The sequence below is a fragment of the Bacillus sp. UNCCL81 genome (genome assembly GCF_900112535.1).
Taxonomy (GTDB): Bacteria; Bacillota; Bacilli; order Bacillales; family Bacillaceae_G; genus Gottfriedia; species Gottfriedia luciferensis_B.
Window position 1 is genome coordinate 1 of sequence record NZ_FOMF01000011.1, and the last position, 19595, is coordinate 19595.

Below are 19595 nucleotides of genomic sequence, written 5' to 3' on the forward strand. Positions count from 1 at the left end.
TCGCTCCTCTTTTTTTAAAAAACGAATGAGCTGCTTCTATTTAGTATTGCCTTTTTATCGAATTTACAGAAGTTTATTTTCATAGTAGTTGAATAAGGAAATTCATTTTAAAGACATTTAAGGCTGTAACAATACTTTCTTTCCATTAACAACTTCATAAATACTTAAATGTTTTTTTGCTGTAAAGTCAACGTAATACCATAATCTTAAATTATTGTTATAAGTAACAAGTGTAGCATCTGTATCTCCAACAATTATTTTGTCTGCTTCAGGATTAGTTATAGTACCAAAGTATAAAAAAGGTTTTTTATTGGACGAAATTACAAAATTTTTTTCTTCTCCAGTGGAGTATAATGTAGCACCATTAACTTGTTTCCACTTATTTTTATGTTTTTCTAAATAAACTAAATGAAAATGGGCTGTATTTTTATCAAAGTAAATAGTAATTTTTTCTGTGGGTACTATCTTAAGTTCATAAAAAGTTTCTTTTAAATCAGAACTCGAAGAACAACTTGATAAAATAAATAAAAATAGTAATGAAATAAATAATTTTTTCAAAAAATACAACACCTTCTTTCCATAAATACATCTTACTGGTTTATTCGATTATAGATTAAATAGTCCTTCCTTATGCAACTAACCTGCCATTTAGTTGCACAAAAAAGAGCTGCCGAAGCAACTCTTGTTGTGCAACTAACACATGCGTTAGCCATCCATGAATCCTCAGATACACAACAGTGAATGGAAGTTTATATCGTACTCCCATGGTAGTTGCATAAGAATTTATTTATTTATTTTCCGATTCATTTATCAACTTACAAAGATATCCGACTTGTCTTTTGATAAAAAAGTTATGTAATAATTCTGCCCATCTATTGTAATTAAACTGCTGTGATATATGTTAGCTTACTATTATGGGTATTCATGTACTCAGATGAAGTTTCTCTAACTGCAATAAATTCTTGGCTTCTAGTGAATCATTTATTAGAAAAAATGTCCTTCTTAAAATGTTCTGACACAACAAAACGAGAATCCAAATAGTTATCAATGATGTCTTTCCTTATTGCTTCAATTTGGACTCAAGTATTAATTGAGTTGATTGAAAGTAGGTTCAACTAAGGCATGTGAAAATTACTCTTTAAAATATACTGCATAGTGAATAGGTTCTTCAAACCCTAACTTTTCTGCTAATCGTATTGAGCCAAAATTATCAATATCACATTCCCAACGAGGAGCTAAACCTTTATTTATACAATCTTGTATATACATTTTTGCAGCAATAAAGGCAAAACCCTTCCCTCTATATTCTTCTTTAGTTGCAATGTCTATTTCGGAGAATAATTCATTAGCAAATACAGATGTACACTCACATACAGACACTTCTTTATGTAAAACACAAATTCCAAAACCATTTTCTAAATAATTTGAAACAGAATCCCAGTAATGCTTATAGTAAATTGGTTTAAATCCAACATTTGACTGAAGTACATTTTCATCAATTTTTTTTAATGAATAGTCTTGTGGTAATTCATAATTATCTAGTATTTCTTCTTTAAATTTAAACGTAAAAGAATATCGATCCAACTTAGTTAATTTGTTATTTAAAAGGTCATTAATTAATTGATTCCAAGAACCTGATGAAGAATATAAAATAAAAGGTAATTCTTTCTCTTCTACTCTATCAATATAAAATTCCTTTATCCAATAGTTAAAAGAAATATTTGATGTTTCTCCAATTACACAGTAGAATCCTGATTTCGTACCAATAAAAATGGATTTTGGAGTTTCGATATGATCAACAAATACATCACCATCTACTATCTCTTGCAAAACTGAATAAACAAACGTAGGTGTATAATTTATTGAAATAATTAATGGGAAAATATTTTTATATTCTTTATTATTTAATTTAATCATTGATTCACCTTTCTTTATCGTCGTTTTTAAATTTTATTATGCCAACAATAGCTTTATGCCCATGCCATTAGCTTTGTTATCCTATTCGGCTAACATCACTAGAGTTCCTTCTTATCCGCTGTTATACTATTCAGTTAATCTGCCTAGCCACAACTAATGCAAACTACTCGATTACTTTCCAGGTTCGATAATGTTTGAACCAACTACCTCGGCAATCTTCTTGGGTACACCCAAATCAACTAAAGTTTCAGCATTTGTTTTTGGTTCTTTTCCACATCCTGCAAGTAATCCAATAGATAAAATACCGCATATTATTAATCTTTTTATATAATTCTCCTTCGTATAAAAACTCCTAACAAATGCTATTTCGTGAACAAACCAATTTTTACCTACTTTATTCTTCAACTAAACTGCCGAAAAAGTTTAAATAGACAAAATAAAAACCACTATTACAATTGTCTGTAATAGTGGTCAACTAATTTGTTACTAGAATATTACATTCAGTAAAGAACTTTATAATCTAGTAAACAAGAATTTTATCAAGTAAAGGACTTTTTTATCCAGAAATACGACTATATACTCTCTTTTTGTAGTTTCTTCGATATCATTATTTTCAACAAGGTCATCAATGCCTTTACTAATTACATTCCATAAAGGTGTATTTTCAAATTTTACATATGGAAGTGACATCCTATTTCCTCCTTGTGTCTTAGTTCAACTAAAGCATGCGTTAGTTGCATAAGGAATGTACTCTATTTAGCAGACCTTTTTTTCAAGAAAAGGAGACTAACAATGAAAACGACAATAAAAAGAACGAAGCCTTTTAGAGTGTCCATATGAATATAAAAGCCTCTAGCACGGATTATTGATAAAAGGACGACTGAAACAATTGCAGCAATTAGTGCAGACATAAATACATTTTTCAATGTCATATTAGTTTTCTTCCCCTCTGTTTTGTATAGGCCGATCCTTCAGTCCTCCATTTTGTTGAACAGTCTACTTAAATTCTTTTTGCCTCTTTACTTTTTGAATAAAATTTAGGACTAGAACTGAAGTAACAACTAATAGACATAAACCAATAATATTGATTCTGAAACCATTCTTAAAGAAATTAAAAGCATTTAAAATATTTGTGTTAAACAGAAGACCTAAAATATACAGCTACAATCACAAATAAAAGAATTATTTTCAATCTCTTATTTTTTTTAGAAAACATAACGTATAAAAGTGCCCCCGCAATTCCGATAAATGGAAAAATCTGTTCGAATAAATACACTACAATATTCCACATTCTCTTGTATAATGACTATTTTCTTAATCCAATTTTATCAAATCCCAACATCTTGGAGTAACCTTTTTCTTATATTCGTTATTCAACTAATCTGCCATTTACTTCAATAAAAAACGACCTGCAAGCAACTAGTGAAATTTAACTAAAGCACTGCTTTAGTTGTATAAGGAATGAATTTACGACTTATGCATATCCTCCATCTTTAATTCGCCATTTACCATTTTTACTATCTCTAACCAGAGTCCAACTGAAATCATCCATAGTTTTATTCGGTTCCCATCCTCCAACAACAGAAGGACCAGTTTTAATAGTAGCAAAGATCACAACCAGTTTTTACTGATTGACCAGATTTCGTTAGGTCTTATGATAGCGGTAGTCTGGGAAGAATATTAAATAGCTTAGACTTATCTAGAGCATAGGCTATTTAGTTACTGTTGCAGACATCTTGTTTAATCGGATGATAAAAGACGGCGATATTCATAAAGCGATATTCATATCCGGTGAACACTTCTTATTAATTTATTCCCCGTTCCTGGCGAAATCGATCCGCCGCTAACAGAGCGGTCCGGTAGCCGCCAGCGTCGCGGAGGGATTGACCGATAGTCGCGGCGCTCCTCTTGAAGCGTTGTTCGTTAAAGGCCTGATTTACAGCATCCCGCAGCTTGGCGGCGGTAAGCTTTGATTTGTTCAAAATGACACCTGCCCCCAACTTCTCTACACGTGCAGCGATAATAGGTTGATCGGCAGCATGGGGGATGAGCACCAACGGCACATCGTAGTACAACGCCTCAGATACGCTATTCATTCCGCCGTGACTTACAAATACGGCCGACCGTTGCAATACCTCCAGCTGTGGCACATACGGACGGGCAATTATATGGGATGGTGCGTTCCGGAAAAGTTCCATATCCGTATAGCGCCCCGCAGAGATCACCACCTGATAGCTCCCATCGCTGAAGGCATCCAGACATAATCGAAAGAAGGGTTCGCTCTTGGCTAATACAGTTCCCATTGAAATATAGACAACAGGCCTGTCATCCCCTTTCAGAGAGTCTAGTGGGAAGTCCGAATGGCTTTCACGTGTGGAAATGGATGGTCCAGAGAATACGTAAGAATGATCGAGGCGTTCATAATCCGGTTGGAAGTAAGTGCTAGTATAGACCAGATTCAGTTGGCCGGTCTGACAGAATACCTCATTGATTGATGGCCCCGATACGTCATATGTTTTGGCAAGATTGGCGGAAAGCCTCTTGATCTCGGGAATAAACTTTCCTCCCTTTAGGAGGTCGCCCACTTGTTTCAGCAGAGTCTCACCTGCCATCTTAGGTTTCTTACCCGTGGAAGCAAAGGAAGCATGTGAGGCAATGTTTGGCAGCTTAAGAAGTCGGGCTATTAAATTGCCCCAACCGAAAAGGGAGTCGTGGAACACAAAGTCGTAAGCCTCTTGCCGGGCCTGCTCCACTACCGTCGGCACGACATGGTCGGCGGAGTTAAGGAGCAAAACAATAAACTCTAAAAAATGAGAGATGTCCTCTTGACGTACGCCACCTAGGAAGTTTTCGAAGGGCTTAAAGACTGCCCCTGCGGCCTCCACTTTGACACGGGCATCCTCAGTGCTGTAGAAGTGTACCTCATCCCCGTCCTCACACCAGGCTTTAATGATTGGTAGCATGGGATTCACATGTCCTTCACCAATTCCACCAATTGCTAATATCTTTGCCATATTCATTCGCCCCTTATATGTAATCTTCAAAAGTTATTAATTAAGTGCTCATTGTAACTACTAATTTTAGTATGTATTAGGACTTATGTCTATTTGAACATTGGTAAACGTAATGGTAGTAAATCTACCTAGTATTCTCTTCTGAAAAAGGAATGGGAAGGTCGCAGTACCAGTCCCTTAGAGAGTGATTTAATTACTTAGATCATTATCTTTATGGGCTTTATTATTATAACGAATTATTGGTCTATTAAAAGTAATGAATCTTAAACAATCCTGCCATTTTGTTGAATCAAAAAATCGACTAAACAGCCAATTAAGTTGTACAACTAGAAATGCTTTAGTTGCATAAGAAATTATCTATTTTCTTTTTTCATACGAAAAATGATGCTCTTCTTCTTACATACTCTACTTCATCAAATATAAATTTTTTGAAAAACAGTTTAACCTCTTCCTCATAATCTGTAAATTCTCCAAGTCCATAGGCAATCTGCCATCTTGCCTCAAAGTCATTATATGATAAAGAATGTTTAGCTAATTCAATCAGTTGAGTAGGGGGATCAATTAACTGCTCAGTAATGTTCTCCCTCTCATTGTCCCTTACCTAAAATAAATAAAAATTTGTTAACTAAATTTGAACTCCAATTTCCAACTGGGATTTTTTCAATTAAGTTATTTGTAGTTTTTATATCCTATCCTAGTGAAAAAAATCAGTCTCCCATTCTACATAAGATTTCTCTACTTTCTTATACCATAAAACAAAACTCTCAATTTCTTTTATTAAATGAACCTCAAATTGTTTACCCATTTTAGACTCACTCCTACTTTATAGGACCATCAGTTTTGTTCAACTATTGCATGCGTTAGTTGGGTAAAAAAAAAAGAGAAACTCACAGAATAAGTTTCTCTATAAATAGGTGATATTGGTAAAAAATTAAAACACGAAATGTAATATTATTATATAAAAATTAATATCAATTGTTTTAGTTATACGCCTTTCATTTTGGAAAATTATGTAAATAAGAAATCGGATATTCAGCTGAACATCTTGTTCAACTAAAGCATGCGTTAGTTATATAATATCTATAAAAATCTTATAGGTTTATTGTCGGTTAAGTTCTAAACGCCAATTATTACATCTCATATAGCTACCAGGTGGGTACTCAAATTCACATTCTTTGATCAAACTGAAATTAAGTTTACTACAGATTGCATTTGAAGCAGGATTATCAATCGAAGGAAAAGCATGAATATATCTATATTTGTTTTCTACAGATGCTTCGTTGATTGCGAGGCTCACTGCATTTGTTGCAATCCCTTTCCCTTGAAAATTTGGTAGTACGCTCCAACCAATTTCATATACACTTTCACCGTTCCAAACTGTTTCCCAGAAACCAACAGAACCAACTGGTTTATATTCTGACAATAATTTTATACTAAACATACATCCCTTATCACTAAGGTTTAGATATCTATTATGGCGATTCAAAATCTGTTCTTTACTCTCTGGACCTCCGAGATGCTCCATCATTTCTGGTTGATTTATTTGAAAAAGTAAATCTAGATTTTTATCCTCCCAAGGCCTAATCTGAATAATGTGCTTATTAATTCGTTCCAAAATCTCCTTTTTGCCCCCTTATTTTCCTTAATAGGTATTACCACTTAAGAAATTAGAATTTGTTCTTAAGTTAACTTATATGTTTACATACCTTTTCCTTTTCTTATTTTTGTCAAATAGTAAGACAGGAGCTGATTGCTCAGCTCCTTAAGGTTGTACAACTAGCGCATGCGTTAGTTGATAAAGTTTTAATTATTTAATAATTCTTTAAGCTTTATCTTTAAATAATCTGGCAGGGGTTCTTTTAACATAAGATTTATTATATTTGCATTAGCTCCGTGAACTTTTAAATAGAAGAAAAGTTTATTTGCTTTTTCAATTCTATCCATAAGACTGTAAGCCACGTACCACACTTCTGGGCTACCAATTTGAATATTTTTCCACTCTTTTACCGATATTGTTGGCAAATTACAAACTCCATTTGATGTTTTAATTGAAAAATAACCTATTATTTCAACTTTAGGATTAACATTATGTACTAGAAATTTATATTTACTTGCAAACGGGTAATCTCCACTATCTATTTCTTTTATATCAAATGATTTAAGTACGTTTAATAATTCATTCTTTGGATTTTCAATTGTGATGTCCCAATCATTTACTTCATTAGTCAATCCTAAACTTAAAAGTAAACCACTGCCTCCTAGTGCATATTTAATATTATTCTGTTCTAATACTTTTACAACACTTATTAAATTTTTATAATCCATTTTGTAACTACACAACTCCCGGCTAAAAAGTTTATATAAATAGTATAATTATATACAAAGAATCCTTAGATAACTATACTGCCATTTAGGGCAATAAAAAATCGACTATTCATCTGATTTTACTGTTCAATTTATGCATAAGTTAGATCTAAAACTCTCAAAAAACTTTAGCCAAATACACAATTAAGATAGATTCGTCAACGATAGCAATAAATGTAAAAAATTACCAAGTAATATAATAGGTCAAAGTCATAGACAAGCTTGTCCTATTAAACATATGTATAAAATATGATAGTCCTGTTAAGGATTTCATTTAATTCTACTATTTCGAATGAAAGGGGGAAAAAAAATGACATTCAACCTTGCAACTTTTCTTATTGTAGTAGTACTTTTGGTTGCATTGCTTTTAGCATCATTACTGGGTGTTGAGCAAGCACCTATTTTAGCTGCTATCTGTGCAACACTTGGATGCAGTTAATCAATTGCACGTAGAATAAAGACGAGCCCATCTAAATTTGGGCAAAGCACCTAGAAGATATTTATATGATTTAATTATCTTCTAGGTTATTTTTAGGAAATTAAATTTTTTTCGAATTTATATAAAGGTGGGCTTTTAAAATGAATAATGATAAAGAGAATAGTGAGCAAACACCCGCTCAATGAAGTGATTTTAATGATTTAAAAAAAGAAAGTATTATAAAACTAGCAAATAAGCTTACGGCAAATGAAACTACTATAGATATGGGTTCAATTATGAGGATGGCACAAAACCTTTTTAAAGATGATTCGCTAATGAAATCTGTACAGGATCTTGGAATGATCAATCAGCCTAATTCAATTTCAGTTCAAAAATCCGCACCAAAAAAAGAAAATTTAGAGCTACCACTTAATAGTGAGTTATTAGAAAAAATATACAATGAATTTATCCAAATAAAATCAGAACTAGTTGAGATTAATGCAAATAATAAGACTTTAATTGAAATTTTTCAAAGAAAAGAAAAGAAAAACATAATATAAAACAATAAATTTTCTTAAAATGAATACTCTGTTAATGAATAACACTCTCAAATTTTTAAATAACTTCTTTGAAAAGTTATTTTACTTTCTTAGCATTTCTCAAGCTTTAAAATGAAACCCCTACTGTTCAATTGTTTTATTTTGGTTTGCTGACTTTACAAATGGAGTCTTTATGGGGGGATTCTTTCCCAGCAATTGTCATTGAAGCTCCTATAGCTTTTATAAGAATCACTATAGGAGCTTCCATTTGACCTGCAAAAACGTTGAAAGTAGAGTCTTAACAATGGAAAAATATAGTCTAACTAATTACTGAATTGAATAATCGATTGGTACTACCATTATAAATTCATCCAATTTTTATTCAACGAACCTGCAATTTAGCTCAATAAAAAATGGACTATTAAGTCGATCATTTTGTTCAACTAAAGCATGCGTTAGTTGGGTAAGAACAATTAATTAAATATTAATTATCGATAAAAGTTCTTCTTGTGCAATTAGATAATCTTCACCTGATTCTTCATCCAAAACATAGAAACGAATACTTCTTCCATCATCATCTATAAGAGCAAGTGAAAGATCAATTACTAAACATTTGCAATATGGATTTTCAGAATCATTAAGTTCATAACCTGACTTAAATTCAAAAATATATCTTTGATCTTCTTCAATAATATATTCTTTTTTTTCAATTGTTAGTTTCAATGTCATCTTTCTCATTATTATGTTCTCCTCTACTTTTAAGAGATATTGGATCTGCATTGCTTTACTATTGAACTAACGCTTTCTTTAGCTTAATAAGGTTTAATTTTCAACAAAAAACAAAATTGAAAGAGTTATAAAAAACAATGAAAATATCAGTAGAACGATTCTTTTTAAGATGGTTGGTGATTTTACTATAATAGAATTTAATATAGCTTCTACAGGTGTTGTTCCAACTTCGGATATAGATGAATCTATTTTTTCTTTAGGAGCGAATAATGAAAATAATACCCCAAATATTCCGAGAGCAATGATTATAATAGCTATGACTTTTATCTTTATCGCCTCCTAAATACGTAAATAATCTAGCATAATTATATCATTCCTTGTTCAACTAATCTGCCATTTTGTTGAATAAGAAAAAACCATCCTCTATTGAAGAATCGCATGGGTTAGTTAAAGATTATTCGTACATACTTGAAGCAATTAGGATATCCGCAATAGTCTTCAAGTGTTATATTCTCCCACTTTTCTTTATTATTTTTTAAATCCATTCTCAAGTGGAAAATTAAACTTATCAAATCTTCTCGACTTTTAACAGTATCTACTTTTTCATATAATTCCACCTTAAAATCACCTCTTAGTTTATAATTTCCACTAAATAGTTAGGCTTTTCCTTCTTCAACTAACCTGCCATTTACTTGAATAAAAAAATCAACAAGCTACCTTAACAGAAATTAAAAAGAGGCCGCTTATTTATCAGTTAATCTGACAGATAAGACAGCCCTCTTTTTACTTATTTATTTAGCAACTTCTTCTACAATTGCAATGACCATTTCAGCAGTTTTTACTAACTCTTTAATTGGCATTCTTTCATTTGTAGTGTGGATTTCTTCATAACCGATTGCTAAGTTTACGATTGGGAAACCGTGACCTGCGAATACGTTCGCATCTGATCCACCACCACTTTGTTGTAATGCAGGAGTACGTCCAATTTTTTCTGCTGCACGTTTTGCAACTTCAACAACGTGGTCTCCTTCACCAAATTTAAATCCTGGGTACATAATTTGAACTTCTACTTCAGCACGTCCACCCATTTCAGTAGCTGCTTCTTCAAAAGCCGCTTTCATTTTAGCTACTTGAGCTTCCATTTTTTCACCGATTAATGAACGAGCTTCAGCTAAAATATTCACTTGATCGCATACGATATTTGTTGCACTTCCACCTTCGAAACGTCCGATATTAGCAGTCGTTTCTTCGTCGATTCGACCAAGTGGCATTCTTGCAATTGCTTTAGAAGCAATCGTAATCGCTGAAACGCCTTTTTCAGGTGCAACACCTGCATGTGCTGTTTTACCATAAATTGTAGCAATTACTTTAGCTTGAGTTGGAGCTGCTACGATAATGTTACCTACTTCTTCATCGCTATCTAATGCATATCCAAATTTAGTAGTGATTAATTTTGGATCCATTGCTTTAGCACCATGTAATCCAGATTCTTCACCAACTGAGATAATGAATTGGATTTCACCATGTTCAATATTTTGTTCTTTAATGATTTTTACAGCTTCTAAAAATGCTGCGATACCAGCTTTATCATCTGCACCTAGAATTGTAGTTCCGTCAGTAACGATATATCCATCTTTGATTGATGGCTTGATTCCATTACCTGGAGTTACTGTATCCATATGACATGAGAAGAAAATACCGTCAACGCCTTCTTTAGTAGCAGGAATTGTAGCAACAATATTTCCAGCACCGTGACCTGTAACACCCATCGTGTCGTCTTCAAAAACATTCATTCCAAGAGCTTCTAATTTTTGTTTTAAAACCTTTGCAATTTCAGCTTCAAACTTAGTTTCAGAGTCTACTTGTACTAATTCTAAAAATTCATCGACTATACGTTGTTCATTAATCATTTGTGTCATGCCTCCAAATTGTATATGTAAAAAAATGTCTACAAAGGTATATTACCATGTTTTTTAGCTGGGCGCTTTTCATTTTTGTTTTTTAATACTTCTAAAGATTGAATAAGCTTTTTTCTAGTCATTCTTGGATCAATAACATCGTCAACTAAACCGTATTTTGCAGCAACGTAAGGATTAGAAAATTTCTCTTTATATTGTTCCATCCATTCTGATCGTAACTCATCTGGTCGTTTACTTTGAGAGATTTCTTTTCCGTATAAGATGTTTACAGCACCTGCAGCACCCATTACAGCGATTTCAGCGTTTGGCCATGCAAATACTAAATCCGCTCCAATCGATTTACTATTTAATGCAACATATGCTCCACCAAATGCTTTTCTCGTAATGACTGTAACTTTTGGAACTGTTGCCTCAGAGTACGCGTATAAAAGCTTAGCACCATGCCTTATTATACCTCCATGCTCCTGTTTTACACCAGGGAAAAACCCTGTCACATCAACAAAAGTGATGATTGGTATATTAAAACTATCACAAAAACGAATAAATCTAGCCCCTTTATCAGCTGAATGTAAATCTAATCCTCCAGCCATAAATTTAGGTTGATTACAAACGAGTCCTACTACTTCACCATTTAATCTAGCAAATCCTATAACTAAATTTTTAGCGAAATCTTTTTGAACCTCAAAAAAGGAATCATCATCTACAATCATTTCTATTATTTTTTTAACATCATAGGGTCGACTACTTTCATCAGGAATTAGCTCCATTAAGTCATCTATATCTTTTTCAGTTTTCATTTTAGTAGGTGCTTTTTCTTTCCAATGAGCCGGTAAATACTCTATTAAATTTCTAACGACTTTAAGAGCTTCTTCCTCTGATTCAGCTTGGAAATGAGCATTACCACTTATTTCGTTATGGACTTTAGCTCCACCTAGATCCTCTGCAGTGATTTTTTCACCTGTTACACTTTCAATTACCTTTGGTCCAGTAATAAACATTTGGCTAGTTCCATTGACCATGATTACGAAGTCAGTAATTGCTGGGGAATAGACAGCACCACCAGCACAAGGCCCCATAATAACAGAAATTTGTGGTACGACCCCTGAATAAATTGTATTTCGATAAAAAACATGTCCATAACCATCTAAAGAAAGGACACCTTCTTGGATTCTAGCACCACCTGAATCATTTAAACCAATAATCGGAGCTTTACACTGTACTGCCATGTCCATTAATTGACTTATTTTTTTCGCATGCATTTCACCTAAAGCACCGCCGAACACAGTAAAATCTTGCGAAAAAACAAAGACCGTACGATCGTTAATTTTTCCGTAACCTGTGACAACTCCATCACATGCACCATTTTGTTCATCCATTCCAAAATCTGAACAACGATGCTGGACAAAACTAAATAACTCAACAAAACTCCCTTCATCTAATAGCATGTCTATTCTTTCTCGTGCTGTAAACTTTCCACGTTCATGTTGTTTCTCAATCCGTTCAAATCCTCCACCTTGCTCTATTTCAGATTTCTTTTCATATAGTCTATAAAGATCATCATACTTGCTCATTAAACTCCCCCCTTTTTTGAACAATTTCGATTAATACTCCGAATTGTTTAGGGTGTATAAAGGCAACTTTGGAACCCTCACTCCCATTTCGTGGTGTATGATGAATTAAATTGAATTGGCGTTTTTTTAGTTCTAATAGGGATTTTTCGATGTCATCTACTTGAAAAGCAATATGATGCAATCCTTCACCTTTTTTTTCAATATATTTATGTACAGGGTTCGTTGATGAAAGTGGTTGGATTAATTCAATATTAATTTTATTTGTTTTAAAAAATGCGACTTCTACACCTTCTTCTTCAACTATTTTTCGATATGAGTATGATAAACCTAAATCGCCCTCATATTTTTTAATACTATCGTTTAAATTTTTTACACAGATTGCCATATGATCTATATTTGTGAACATTTTTTTGCCCTCTCCTTCAAATCAATGCTTTTTTTAGAAACATATGAGATTTTTTATGTACTTTCATCTGTTCAAAAGTACATAAGCTATTATTTAAACAATATTCAAGAAAGTGGACAAACATGATTAAAAACCGTAGCAGTATACACCTGTATATTAAGAGATAACAAAGAAAATGAACTATGATTTTGAATCATGGAACCATTAAACTTAACACCAAAATTATTAAAAAAGTTCGACGGCATTCCCCTCACTTTTCTCTTTTCATAAAACAATATAACTACTTATCAATCGAGTGGTTAAATAAACCCGATATAAAAGACTTATTTTTCCAAAAAAAGTGAAATTATTGCAGTTTTTTGTAGTTTGTAAGCCTACTAGATTACATGATAATATTAGCTCGTTATTACTATTTGTTAACTAGGGAGGAAATTAAATGAACAAAAAAGTATTAGCAGTTGGATTATCTTTAGGCTTAGCAGCAAGTAGTTTTTCAGTAACAAATACATATGCTGCACCAAAAAATGTGTTATCTAGCTACAAGTATAATGAATCTGTGGGATCTCCTGAATTTGTATCAGGACAGCTGACAAAGGCATCAACTCAAAGTCCTGAGAGCATTGTACTTGGATATGTGAATGCTAATAAAGATAAATTTAAACTCGGTTCGAAATCCTCCGAAGAATCATTCATCATTAAGTCTAGTAATAAAGATCTGTTAGGAACCGCTCTTCGACTACAACAAGTATATAATGGTGTACCTGTTTGGGGTTCTACTCAAACAGCATTAGTTGCAGACGATGGTGTTCTAACAGCTTTCTCTGGTACCGTAGCTCCTAATCTAGATACGAAAAAGGGATTGAAATCTGAAAAAAAAGTAAATGCCAACAAATCAATTAAAATTGCAGAAGCCGACCTTGGTTATTCTCCTATCTATGAAAAAGACCCTACAGCTGATCTAGTAGTTTACACAAATGGTGATGAAGCAACTTACGCTTACCTTGTAAACTTAAACTTCCTTTCTCCCAAACCTGGAAACTTTAATTATTTCATTGATGCATCAACAGGAAAAATATTAAATAGCTATAATAACTTAGATGAAGCAGATAGTAGTGCCCCTGCTGCAAAACCAGGTGGTACAACAAGTAGTACGAATACAACTGGAACAGGAGTTGGCGTGCTTGGTGATACTAAAACACTGAATATGACCAAATCAGGTTCATCTTATTATTTACAAGATAATACTAGAGCCCAAGGTGGTATTTTCACTTATGATGCGGCAAACCGACAACGTCTTGCTGGTACACTTTGGACAAGTCCTGATAACCTTCTAAATAGCACTTATGATGCGGCTGCAGTCGATGCACATTATTTTGCTGGATTAACATTTGATTATTATAAAAATGTTTTTAATCGTAATTCCTATGATAATAAAGGCGGTGCATTAAAATCGAGTGTCCATTATAGCCGTAATTACAACAATGCGTTTTGGAACGGTACGCAAATGGTTTATGGCGATGGTGACGGTACAACATTTATACCATTATCAGGGGGTATTGATGTAGTAGCCCATGAGTTAACACACGCAGTAACAGAAACTAGCTCAAATTTAACTTATCAAAATGAATCTGGTGCACTAAACGAAGCAATTTCTGATATTTTTGGTACTTTAATAGAGTTCTATAATAATAAAAATCCTGATTACGAGATTGGTGAAGATATTTATACGCCAAAAATTGCAGGTGATGCACTTCGTTCGATGAGTAATCCAACTAAATATGGAGATCCAGATAACTATGCAAATCGTTACACTGGAACATCTGACAATGGAGGAGTTCATACAAATAGCGGTATTATTAATAAAGCTGCTTATTTAATTGCTCAAGGTGGAACTGCTTATGGTGTGACTGTTACAGGAATCGGAAATGATAAACTAGCTCAAATTTTCTATCGTGCAAATACCGTTTACTTAACAGCTTCTTCTACTTTCAGTCAAGCACGTGCAGCATGTGTGAAAGCAGCTTCTGACCTTTTCGGTACTAGCTCAGCTGAAGTAACTACAGTAAATAAAGCATTTGATGGGGTTGGAATTAAGTAAAATTTTAATTACATTTTAAGAAAAAAAGGGATATCTCGTAAGCTAAAAATGCTTATGAGCCCTTTTTTTATTTCGTTAAAAGACAGCAATCTGATGAATCACGTTTAATTAGGGAGTTACTAATAAATAAGCTTAGAGTGTAAAAAATATCCTATATATGCTAAAATAGGACAACACTTGTATTATTCTAATAAAATAATTAATAAATTGTAATTCTTTAATATAAGGTGGTAATCACATGAGAAAAAAAACACAAAAAGTAGTTGTGATGATTATGTTAATTTCAATGCTTGCTACTACTTTACTTGCAGGTATCGCTGCTATGTTATAAGAGGACAATGGAAAAAGAGGATTCATCATTAAGATCTTGAGATTTTGATGATGAATCCTCTTTATTATCTGATTGCACCTTGTTCACGAGCTAGTTGTTCAAATGAACTTGTTGATGTTGTGATTAACACTTTCGTTCCATATGGGACTTTATCAAAAAGTTCATTCACATCATTTGTGTACATTCTTACACATCCATTTGAGATATATTTACCAATTGATGAAGGGTCATTATTTCCATGAATACCATAAATCGAACCATCTGTACCTAATGCGTCAAAACCAATCCATCTAGTTCCTAGAGGATTTTTAGGATCACCCCCTGGAATATTCTTTTTGCGCCAATATGGATTTTTGGCTTTATATGTAATATTAAAAATACCTTCAGGAGTTAAATCTGCTGTTTTTCCTGTAGCAATTCGATAAATCCTTAGTACTTTACCATCTTCTATATATGCCAAATTATTTACTTCTTTATTAATAATAATAAATGGTTCACCTACCCTTGGATTTTGTCCAAGTGGCCATACTGGACCAATTACTAAAAGTAGTGACAGAACTAGTTTAAGCAAATAAAGCAACTCCTTTTTAAATTCACTTAACGTATTTTCCCTTAAACTTTGATTTCATAATCAAGAAACTTTCCATTTCATTGATGATGGTTAAAACCGCTGCTCGAGTTTCAAAATCATCAGATGTTTGTGGTAGTGGCATTGCACGAAACATATGATAGATTTCTTCTAACTGATGTAAGCAAATTACACCACTTATAATTGGATTTATTGAAAAGCTTAAATCATTAAAAAATTTGGATAAAATATGAGATTGTTCGTTACTCACTTTAATGTCACAAACCGTGTCAATAATACGGTGAATAATTTCAAGTTGCCGTTCTCTTAATAAAAAGTATTCATAATCTTCATCATTCGATGATTTAAAATAATGATTATCGATTTCTAATTTAGAAATTCTTTTCGCTTCTTGAAGCAATTTTACTGTTTCATCATATTCTTCTAAAAAACATTTATTAGCTGGTTCTTTTAAATAAATAGAAATCTTCTCAAAAATAAAACAAAATTTAGAATCAATTTGTACTTTAAAGTTTTTTATTTGCTCATCTAAACTAGGCATATATAAATTACAAAGTAAAGCTACACCAATTCCTATTACAATTACAGTTAACTCATCTACTATTATTGGAACTGTAATTTTTTTTAGACCATATAGATGTAGCATGATCACTGCACTGGAAATGACTCCTTCTTGAATTTTAAGCTTTACTAAGCTTGGAATAAAAAATAATAGTAATATTCCAATCGCTAAAGGTGTATAACCAAAAATATGAAAGAAAAAAACACAAAAAAGGATGATCAAAACGCATGAAGAAAACCTTCTCAACGCTGTATCTAATGAACGCTTTTTGGTAGTTTGTATACATAATATTGTTAATGTTCCAGCAGACGAGTAAAAATGCACTCCCACCGATTGTGCAATAAAAATTGCAACTGCACTCCCTAACGCCGTTTTAACAATCCTTGAACCAATTCTATACATAAAATCACCTATTATTTATGTTTTACTTTATGTAGTATTTGATTCATTGAATAGGATAATATTTCGAATGAAAATTTCATCTCATAATTACGCTTAATAAAAAATAGATTGGTAAAAATATCATTATTCTAATAAAAGGTGTGAATTTATGAGTTCAAAATATTGCCATGAATCACGTTCAGCTTTGACTGTTCGAGTTTTCCCTACAGACTTAAACAATCACCAAACTTTATTTGGTGGAAAAATTCTCGCTGACATGGATATGACTGCTTCAATTACTGCTTCTAAGCATTCAAGATTGAAATGTGTAACTGCTTCGATCGACCATGTAGACTTCTTACATCCAGTTACAGAAGAGGATTGTATCTCTTATGAATCCTTTGTCGTAGTTACAGGAACTTCATCTATGGTAATTTTCGTAAAAGCGATTGCAGAGAACTTGATAACAGGCAATCGCCGAGTTGCTGCTACTTCATTTTTAACATTTGTTGGAATGAAAGATAATAAAACGGTACCAGTTCCCTCTATCATTCTTGAAACTGAAGAAGAACGCGAACTTGCTGAAATAGCAAAAGCAAGAATTGATAATCGTAAAAATAATAAATTAATCAGTAAAAACATTGAAACGATTATCTCTACGAAACCTTTAAAATTAAAACAAAGTGATGAGTAAATTAATTTGTGTCCTAAATAAAAAAGAAACTGAGAAATTTTCTTCAGTTTCTTTTTTTCTAATTATGATTAATGTGTTGAAATACTCGATATACCATGGCCAGTATTAGACTTCACAAGAATTTCATCAAATTTAGCTTCATTTTCTTTCTTACTTGAAAGAATTGTACCTAAATAAGCAGCTATGAATCCTAAAGGAATTGATATAATCCCTGGATTCGTTAAATTAATTAATGGCTCTCCAACAAAAATGGCTTTTCCTTCAATTGGACTCCAAATATTTGGACTTATCGCTACTAGTATGATTGCAGATATTAATCCAGTTAACATACCAGTAATTGCGCCAGTCGTATTAAAACGTTTCCAATAGATTGTAAAGAGTATGACTGGTAAGTTCGCACTCGCAGCAACAGCAAATGCTAAGGATACTAAAAAGGCAACATTTAATGTTTGTGCAAATATTGCAAGTAAGATTGAGATTAAAGCAACTCCAATCGAAGCATATCTAGCCATTGAAACTTGCTCTTTTTCAGTTGCTTTACCATGTTTTAAGATTTCATTGTAAAAATCATGTGCAAAGGCAGATGCAGCAGTTAATACTAGCCCTGCTACTACTGCAAGAATAGTTGCAAATGCTACAGCTGAAACAAAAGCAAATAAAAAGTTACCACCTAATGCTTCAGCTAATAGTGGCGCCGCCATATTTCCTGCAGGATTTGCTTTTATAATCTCAGAATTCCCAACAAATGCAGCTGCCCCAAATCCAAGGAAAATCGTCATGATATAAAATGCTCCTATTAACCAAGTTGCATAAACGACTGATTTTCGTGCCGTTTTCGCATCACGCACTGTAAAGAATCGGACCAATATATGAGGTAACCCGGCAGTTCCAAGAACCAGTGCTAAATTAAGTGAAATTGTATCTAGTCCATTTGTGTATTTTACACCTGGATTTAAAAACGAGTCCTTTAGAGGAGTTGCTGTTCTCATTTGGCTAAACATTTCATTAATGTTGAAATTAAATTTAGCAAAAACGATGATTGAAATGACTAACGTTCCAAGCATGAGAAGGATTGCCTTTACGATTTGCACCCAACTAGTAGCCCTCATACCTCCAAATATTACATATACAGTCATTAAAATACCTACTATTAAAACAGCAGTCGTATAATCAATTCCTAGTAATAATTTAATCAGTGCACCAGCACCAACTAGTTGTGCAATCATATAAAAGATTGAAATCGTCATTGTGTTTAAGGCGGCTACCCCTCTTACTTTTCTTTGATCAAATCGCGCAGCAATCATATCAGCTAACGTGTACTTTCCAAGGTTTCGTAAAGGCTCTGCTACTAAATATAAAACGACTAAGTATGCAACTAAAAATCCGATACTATAGAAAAATCCATCGAATCCAGTTAAAGCGATCGCACCTGCAATTCCTAAAAAGGATGCCGCTGACATATAGTCTCCTGCAATTGCAAATCCATTTTGCCATCCAGTCAATCCACCGCCTGCAGTATAAAAATCTTTCGCGTCTTTTGTTTTTTTAGAAGCGTAATATGTAATAACTAGCGTTCCAAGTACGATAATTAAAAATAAAGTAAATGCCGTCGTATTCAAATTTCCTCCCCTCCTTTATTTAACTTTTCCAATACTCGATCTGCCATTTTGTCAAAGGATTCAGCTTTCTTACTGTAAATCATACATAACACCCATGTCATAATAAATTGAGCGAATGCAAACAACCATGCCCATGTTACTTCCCCAATTGCTTTTGTATTTAGTGCTTTAGAATAAGAAGTCATTAAAGGTAATGCAATGTAAAAACAAAAAAAGAATAAAGACATTGGTAGAATAAACTTTCTTTTTGCTTTCAGTAACTGTTTAAACTCATGAGATTTTGCAACTTCCGAGTATTTGCTTTGACTCATACTCGTACTAGAGTTTTGGTCCAATTCCATCATCTTACTCCCCTTTCAAGTTTTTTTTCTTGAAAACTTTGAAGATATTATTGCTAAAAATAAATGAAAGAATATTCAGAAACTAAGATAATTGTATTTGATT

23 protein-coding genes are annotated in these 19595 nt (G+C 32.9%); 5 read left to right on the forward strand and 18 right to left on the reverse strand.

The genetic code is table 11. The features are described 5' to 3' along the window. Window positions 1-117: 117 nt before the first annotated feature. The 9 genes from BM319_RS19795 to BM319_RS19825 form a co-directional block, all read right to left on the reverse strand. Entirely contained in the window at window positions 118-558 is a 441-nt protein-coding gene (locus tag BM319_RS19795; protein ID WP_069034029.1) for a hypothetical protein, read from the reverse strand. Between the two features lie 573 nt (window positions 559-1131). After that, a complete protein-coding gene (locus BM319_RS19800) occupies window positions 1132-1917 on the reverse strand; it encodes a GNAT family N-acetyltransferase (RefSeq protein ID WP_069034030.1) in 786 nt (261 codons plus the stop codon). Window positions 1918-2088: 171 nt separating this feature from the next. Continuing rightward, window positions 2089-2322, reverse strand: coding sequence for a hypothetical protein (locus tag BM319_RS19805; protein WP_069034031.1), 234 nt, complete (start codon window positions 2320-2322; stop codon window positions 2089-2091). Between the two features lie 108 nt (window positions 2323-2430). Continuing rightward, complete coding sequence (locus BM319_RS24855; protein ID WP_175403498.1) at window positions 2431-2607, reverse strand: hypothetical protein; 177 nt, start codon at window positions 2605-2607, stop codon at window positions 2431-2433. A 62-nt stretch (window positions 2608-2669) separates the two neighbouring features. Continuing rightward, a complete protein-coding gene (locus tag BM319_RS19810) occupies window positions 2670-2849 on the reverse strand; it encodes a hypothetical protein (RefSeq protein WP_069034032.1) in 180 nt (59 codons plus the stop codon). Window positions 2850-3391: 542 nt separating this feature from the next. Beyond that, window positions 3392-3532, reverse strand: a complete 141-nt coding sequence (locus tag BM319_RS24860) for a hypothetical protein (protein WP_175403499.1) — start codon at window positions 3530-3532, stop codon at window positions 3392-3394. A 190-nt stretch (window positions 3533-3722) separates the two neighbouring features. Then, complete coding sequence (locus tag BM319_RS19815) at window positions 3723-4931, reverse strand: macrolide family glycosyltransferase (protein ID WP_175495654.1); 1209 nt, start codon at window positions 4929-4931, stop codon at window positions 3723-3725. A gap of 1099 nt (window positions 4932-6030) precedes the next feature. After that, the gene (locus tag BM319_RS19820; RefSeq protein WP_069034035.1) at window positions 6031-6549 is read right to left on the reverse strand and encodes a GNAT family N-acetyltransferase; all 519 of its coding nucleotides are present in this window, start codon (window positions 6547-6549) and stop codon (window positions 6031-6033) included. 185 nt (window positions 6550-6734) lie between these two features. Further along, window positions 6735-7256, reverse strand: a complete 522-nt coding sequence (locus BM319_RS19825; RefSeq protein WP_069034036.1) for a hypothetical protein — start codon at window positions 7254-7256, stop codon at window positions 6735-6737. A gap of 349 nt (window positions 7257-7605) precedes the next feature. Between BM319_RS19825 and BM319_RS25150 the strand changes: the two genes are divergently transcribed. Beyond that, window positions 7606-7734, forward strand: a complete 129-nt coding sequence (locus BM319_RS25150) for a hypothetical protein (protein ID WP_286143842.1) — start codon at window positions 7606-7608, stop codon at window positions 7732-7734. A gap of 314 nt (window positions 7735-8048) precedes the next feature. Further along, window positions 8049-8273, forward strand: coding sequence for a hypothetical protein (locus tag BM319_RS19830; protein WP_139226549.1), 225 nt, complete (start codon window positions 8049-8051; stop codon window positions 8271-8273). A 456-nt stretch (window positions 8274-8729) separates the two neighbouring features. Here the strand turns inward: BM319_RS19830 and BM319_RS19835 are convergent, their stop codons facing one another. From BM319_RS19835 to mce, 5 genes are all read right to left on the reverse strand, one after another. Next, window positions 8730-8990, reverse strand: a complete 261-nt coding sequence (locus tag BM319_RS19835; RefSeq protein ID WP_091024358.1) for a hypothetical protein — start codon at window positions 8988-8990, stop codon at window positions 8730-8732. A gap of 434 nt (window positions 8991-9424) precedes the next feature. After that, entirely contained in the window at window positions 9425-9598 is a 174-nt protein-coding gene (locus BM319_RS25335) for a DUF7660 family protein (protein WP_483295430.1), read from the reverse strand. A gap of 174 nt (window positions 9599-9772) precedes the next feature. After that, window positions 9773-10891 (reverse strand): M20/M25/M40 family metallo-hydrolase, encoded by a 1119-nt coding sequence (locus tag BM319_RS19840; RefSeq protein ID WP_069034039.1) that lies wholly within the window; start codon window positions 10889-10891, stop codon window positions 9773-9775. Window positions 10892-10929: 38 nt separating this feature from the next. After that, window positions 10930-12471: an acyl-CoA carboxylase subunit beta gene (locus tag BM319_RS19845; RefSeq protein ID WP_091024360.1), complete on the reverse strand. Its 1542-nt coding sequence runs from the start codon at window positions 12469-12471 to the stop codon at window positions 10930-10932. Then, window positions 12458-12877 (reverse strand): methylmalonyl-CoA epimerase, encoded by a 420-nt coding sequence (gene mce / locus BM319_RS19850; RefSeq protein WP_091024362.1) that lies wholly within the window; start codon window positions 12875-12877, stop codon window positions 12458-12460. Before mce ends, BM319_RS19845 begins: the two co-directional genes overlap by 14 nt. A 436-nt stretch (window positions 12878-13313) precedes the next feature. Between mce and BM319_RS19855 the strand changes: the two genes are divergently transcribed. Together BM319_RS19855 and prli42 are read left to right on the forward strand one after the other, a co-directional pair. Next, complete coding sequence (locus tag BM319_RS19855) at window positions 13314-14975, forward strand: M4 family metallopeptidase (RefSeq protein WP_091024364.1); 1662 nt, start codon at window positions 13314-13316, stop codon at window positions 14973-14975. Window positions 14976-15213: 238 nt separating this feature from the next. After that, complete coding sequence (prli42, locus tag BM319_RS24870; protein WP_156339731.1) at window positions 15214-15306, forward strand: stressosome-associated protein Prli42; 93 nt, start codon at window positions 15214-15216, stop codon at window positions 15304-15306. A 64-nt stretch (window positions 15307-15370) separates the two neighbouring features. On the opposite strand, the gene BM319_RS19860 is transcribed toward prli42, so the two are convergent. Further along, window positions 15371-15886: a L,D-transpeptidase gene (locus BM319_RS19860; RefSeq protein ID WP_069034043.1), complete on the reverse strand. Its 516-nt coding sequence runs from the start codon at window positions 15884-15886 to the stop codon at window positions 15371-15373. Window positions 15887-15899: 13 nt separating this feature from the next. Further along, entirely contained in the window at window positions 15900-16859 is a 960-nt protein-coding gene (locus BM319_RS19865) for an aromatic acid exporter family protein (protein ID WP_091024366.1), read from the reverse strand. Window positions 16860-17007: 148 nt separating this feature from the next. Between BM319_RS19865 and BM319_RS19870 the strand changes: the two genes are divergently transcribed. Beyond that, a complete protein-coding gene (locus tag BM319_RS19870) occupies window positions 17008-17532 on the forward strand; it encodes an acyl-CoA thioesterase (protein ID WP_069034045.1) in 525 nt (174 codons plus the stop codon). 68 nt (window positions 17533-17600) lie between these two features. On the opposite strand, the gene BM319_RS19875 is transcribed toward BM319_RS19870, so the two are convergent. Together BM319_RS19875 and BM319_RS19880 are read right to left on the reverse strand one after the other, a co-directional pair. Beyond that, window positions 17601-19151: a solute symporter family protein gene (locus BM319_RS19875; protein ID WP_091024368.1), complete on the reverse strand. Its 1551-nt coding sequence runs from the start codon at window positions 19149-19151 to the stop codon at window positions 17601-17603. Then, a complete protein-coding gene (locus BM319_RS19880; RefSeq protein WP_069034047.1) occupies window positions 19148-19492 on the reverse strand; it encodes a DUF485 domain-containing protein in 345 nt (114 codons plus the stop codon). Before BM319_RS19880 ends, BM319_RS19875 begins: the two co-directional genes overlap by 4 nt. Between the last annotated feature and the right edge of the window lie 103 nt (window positions 19493-19595).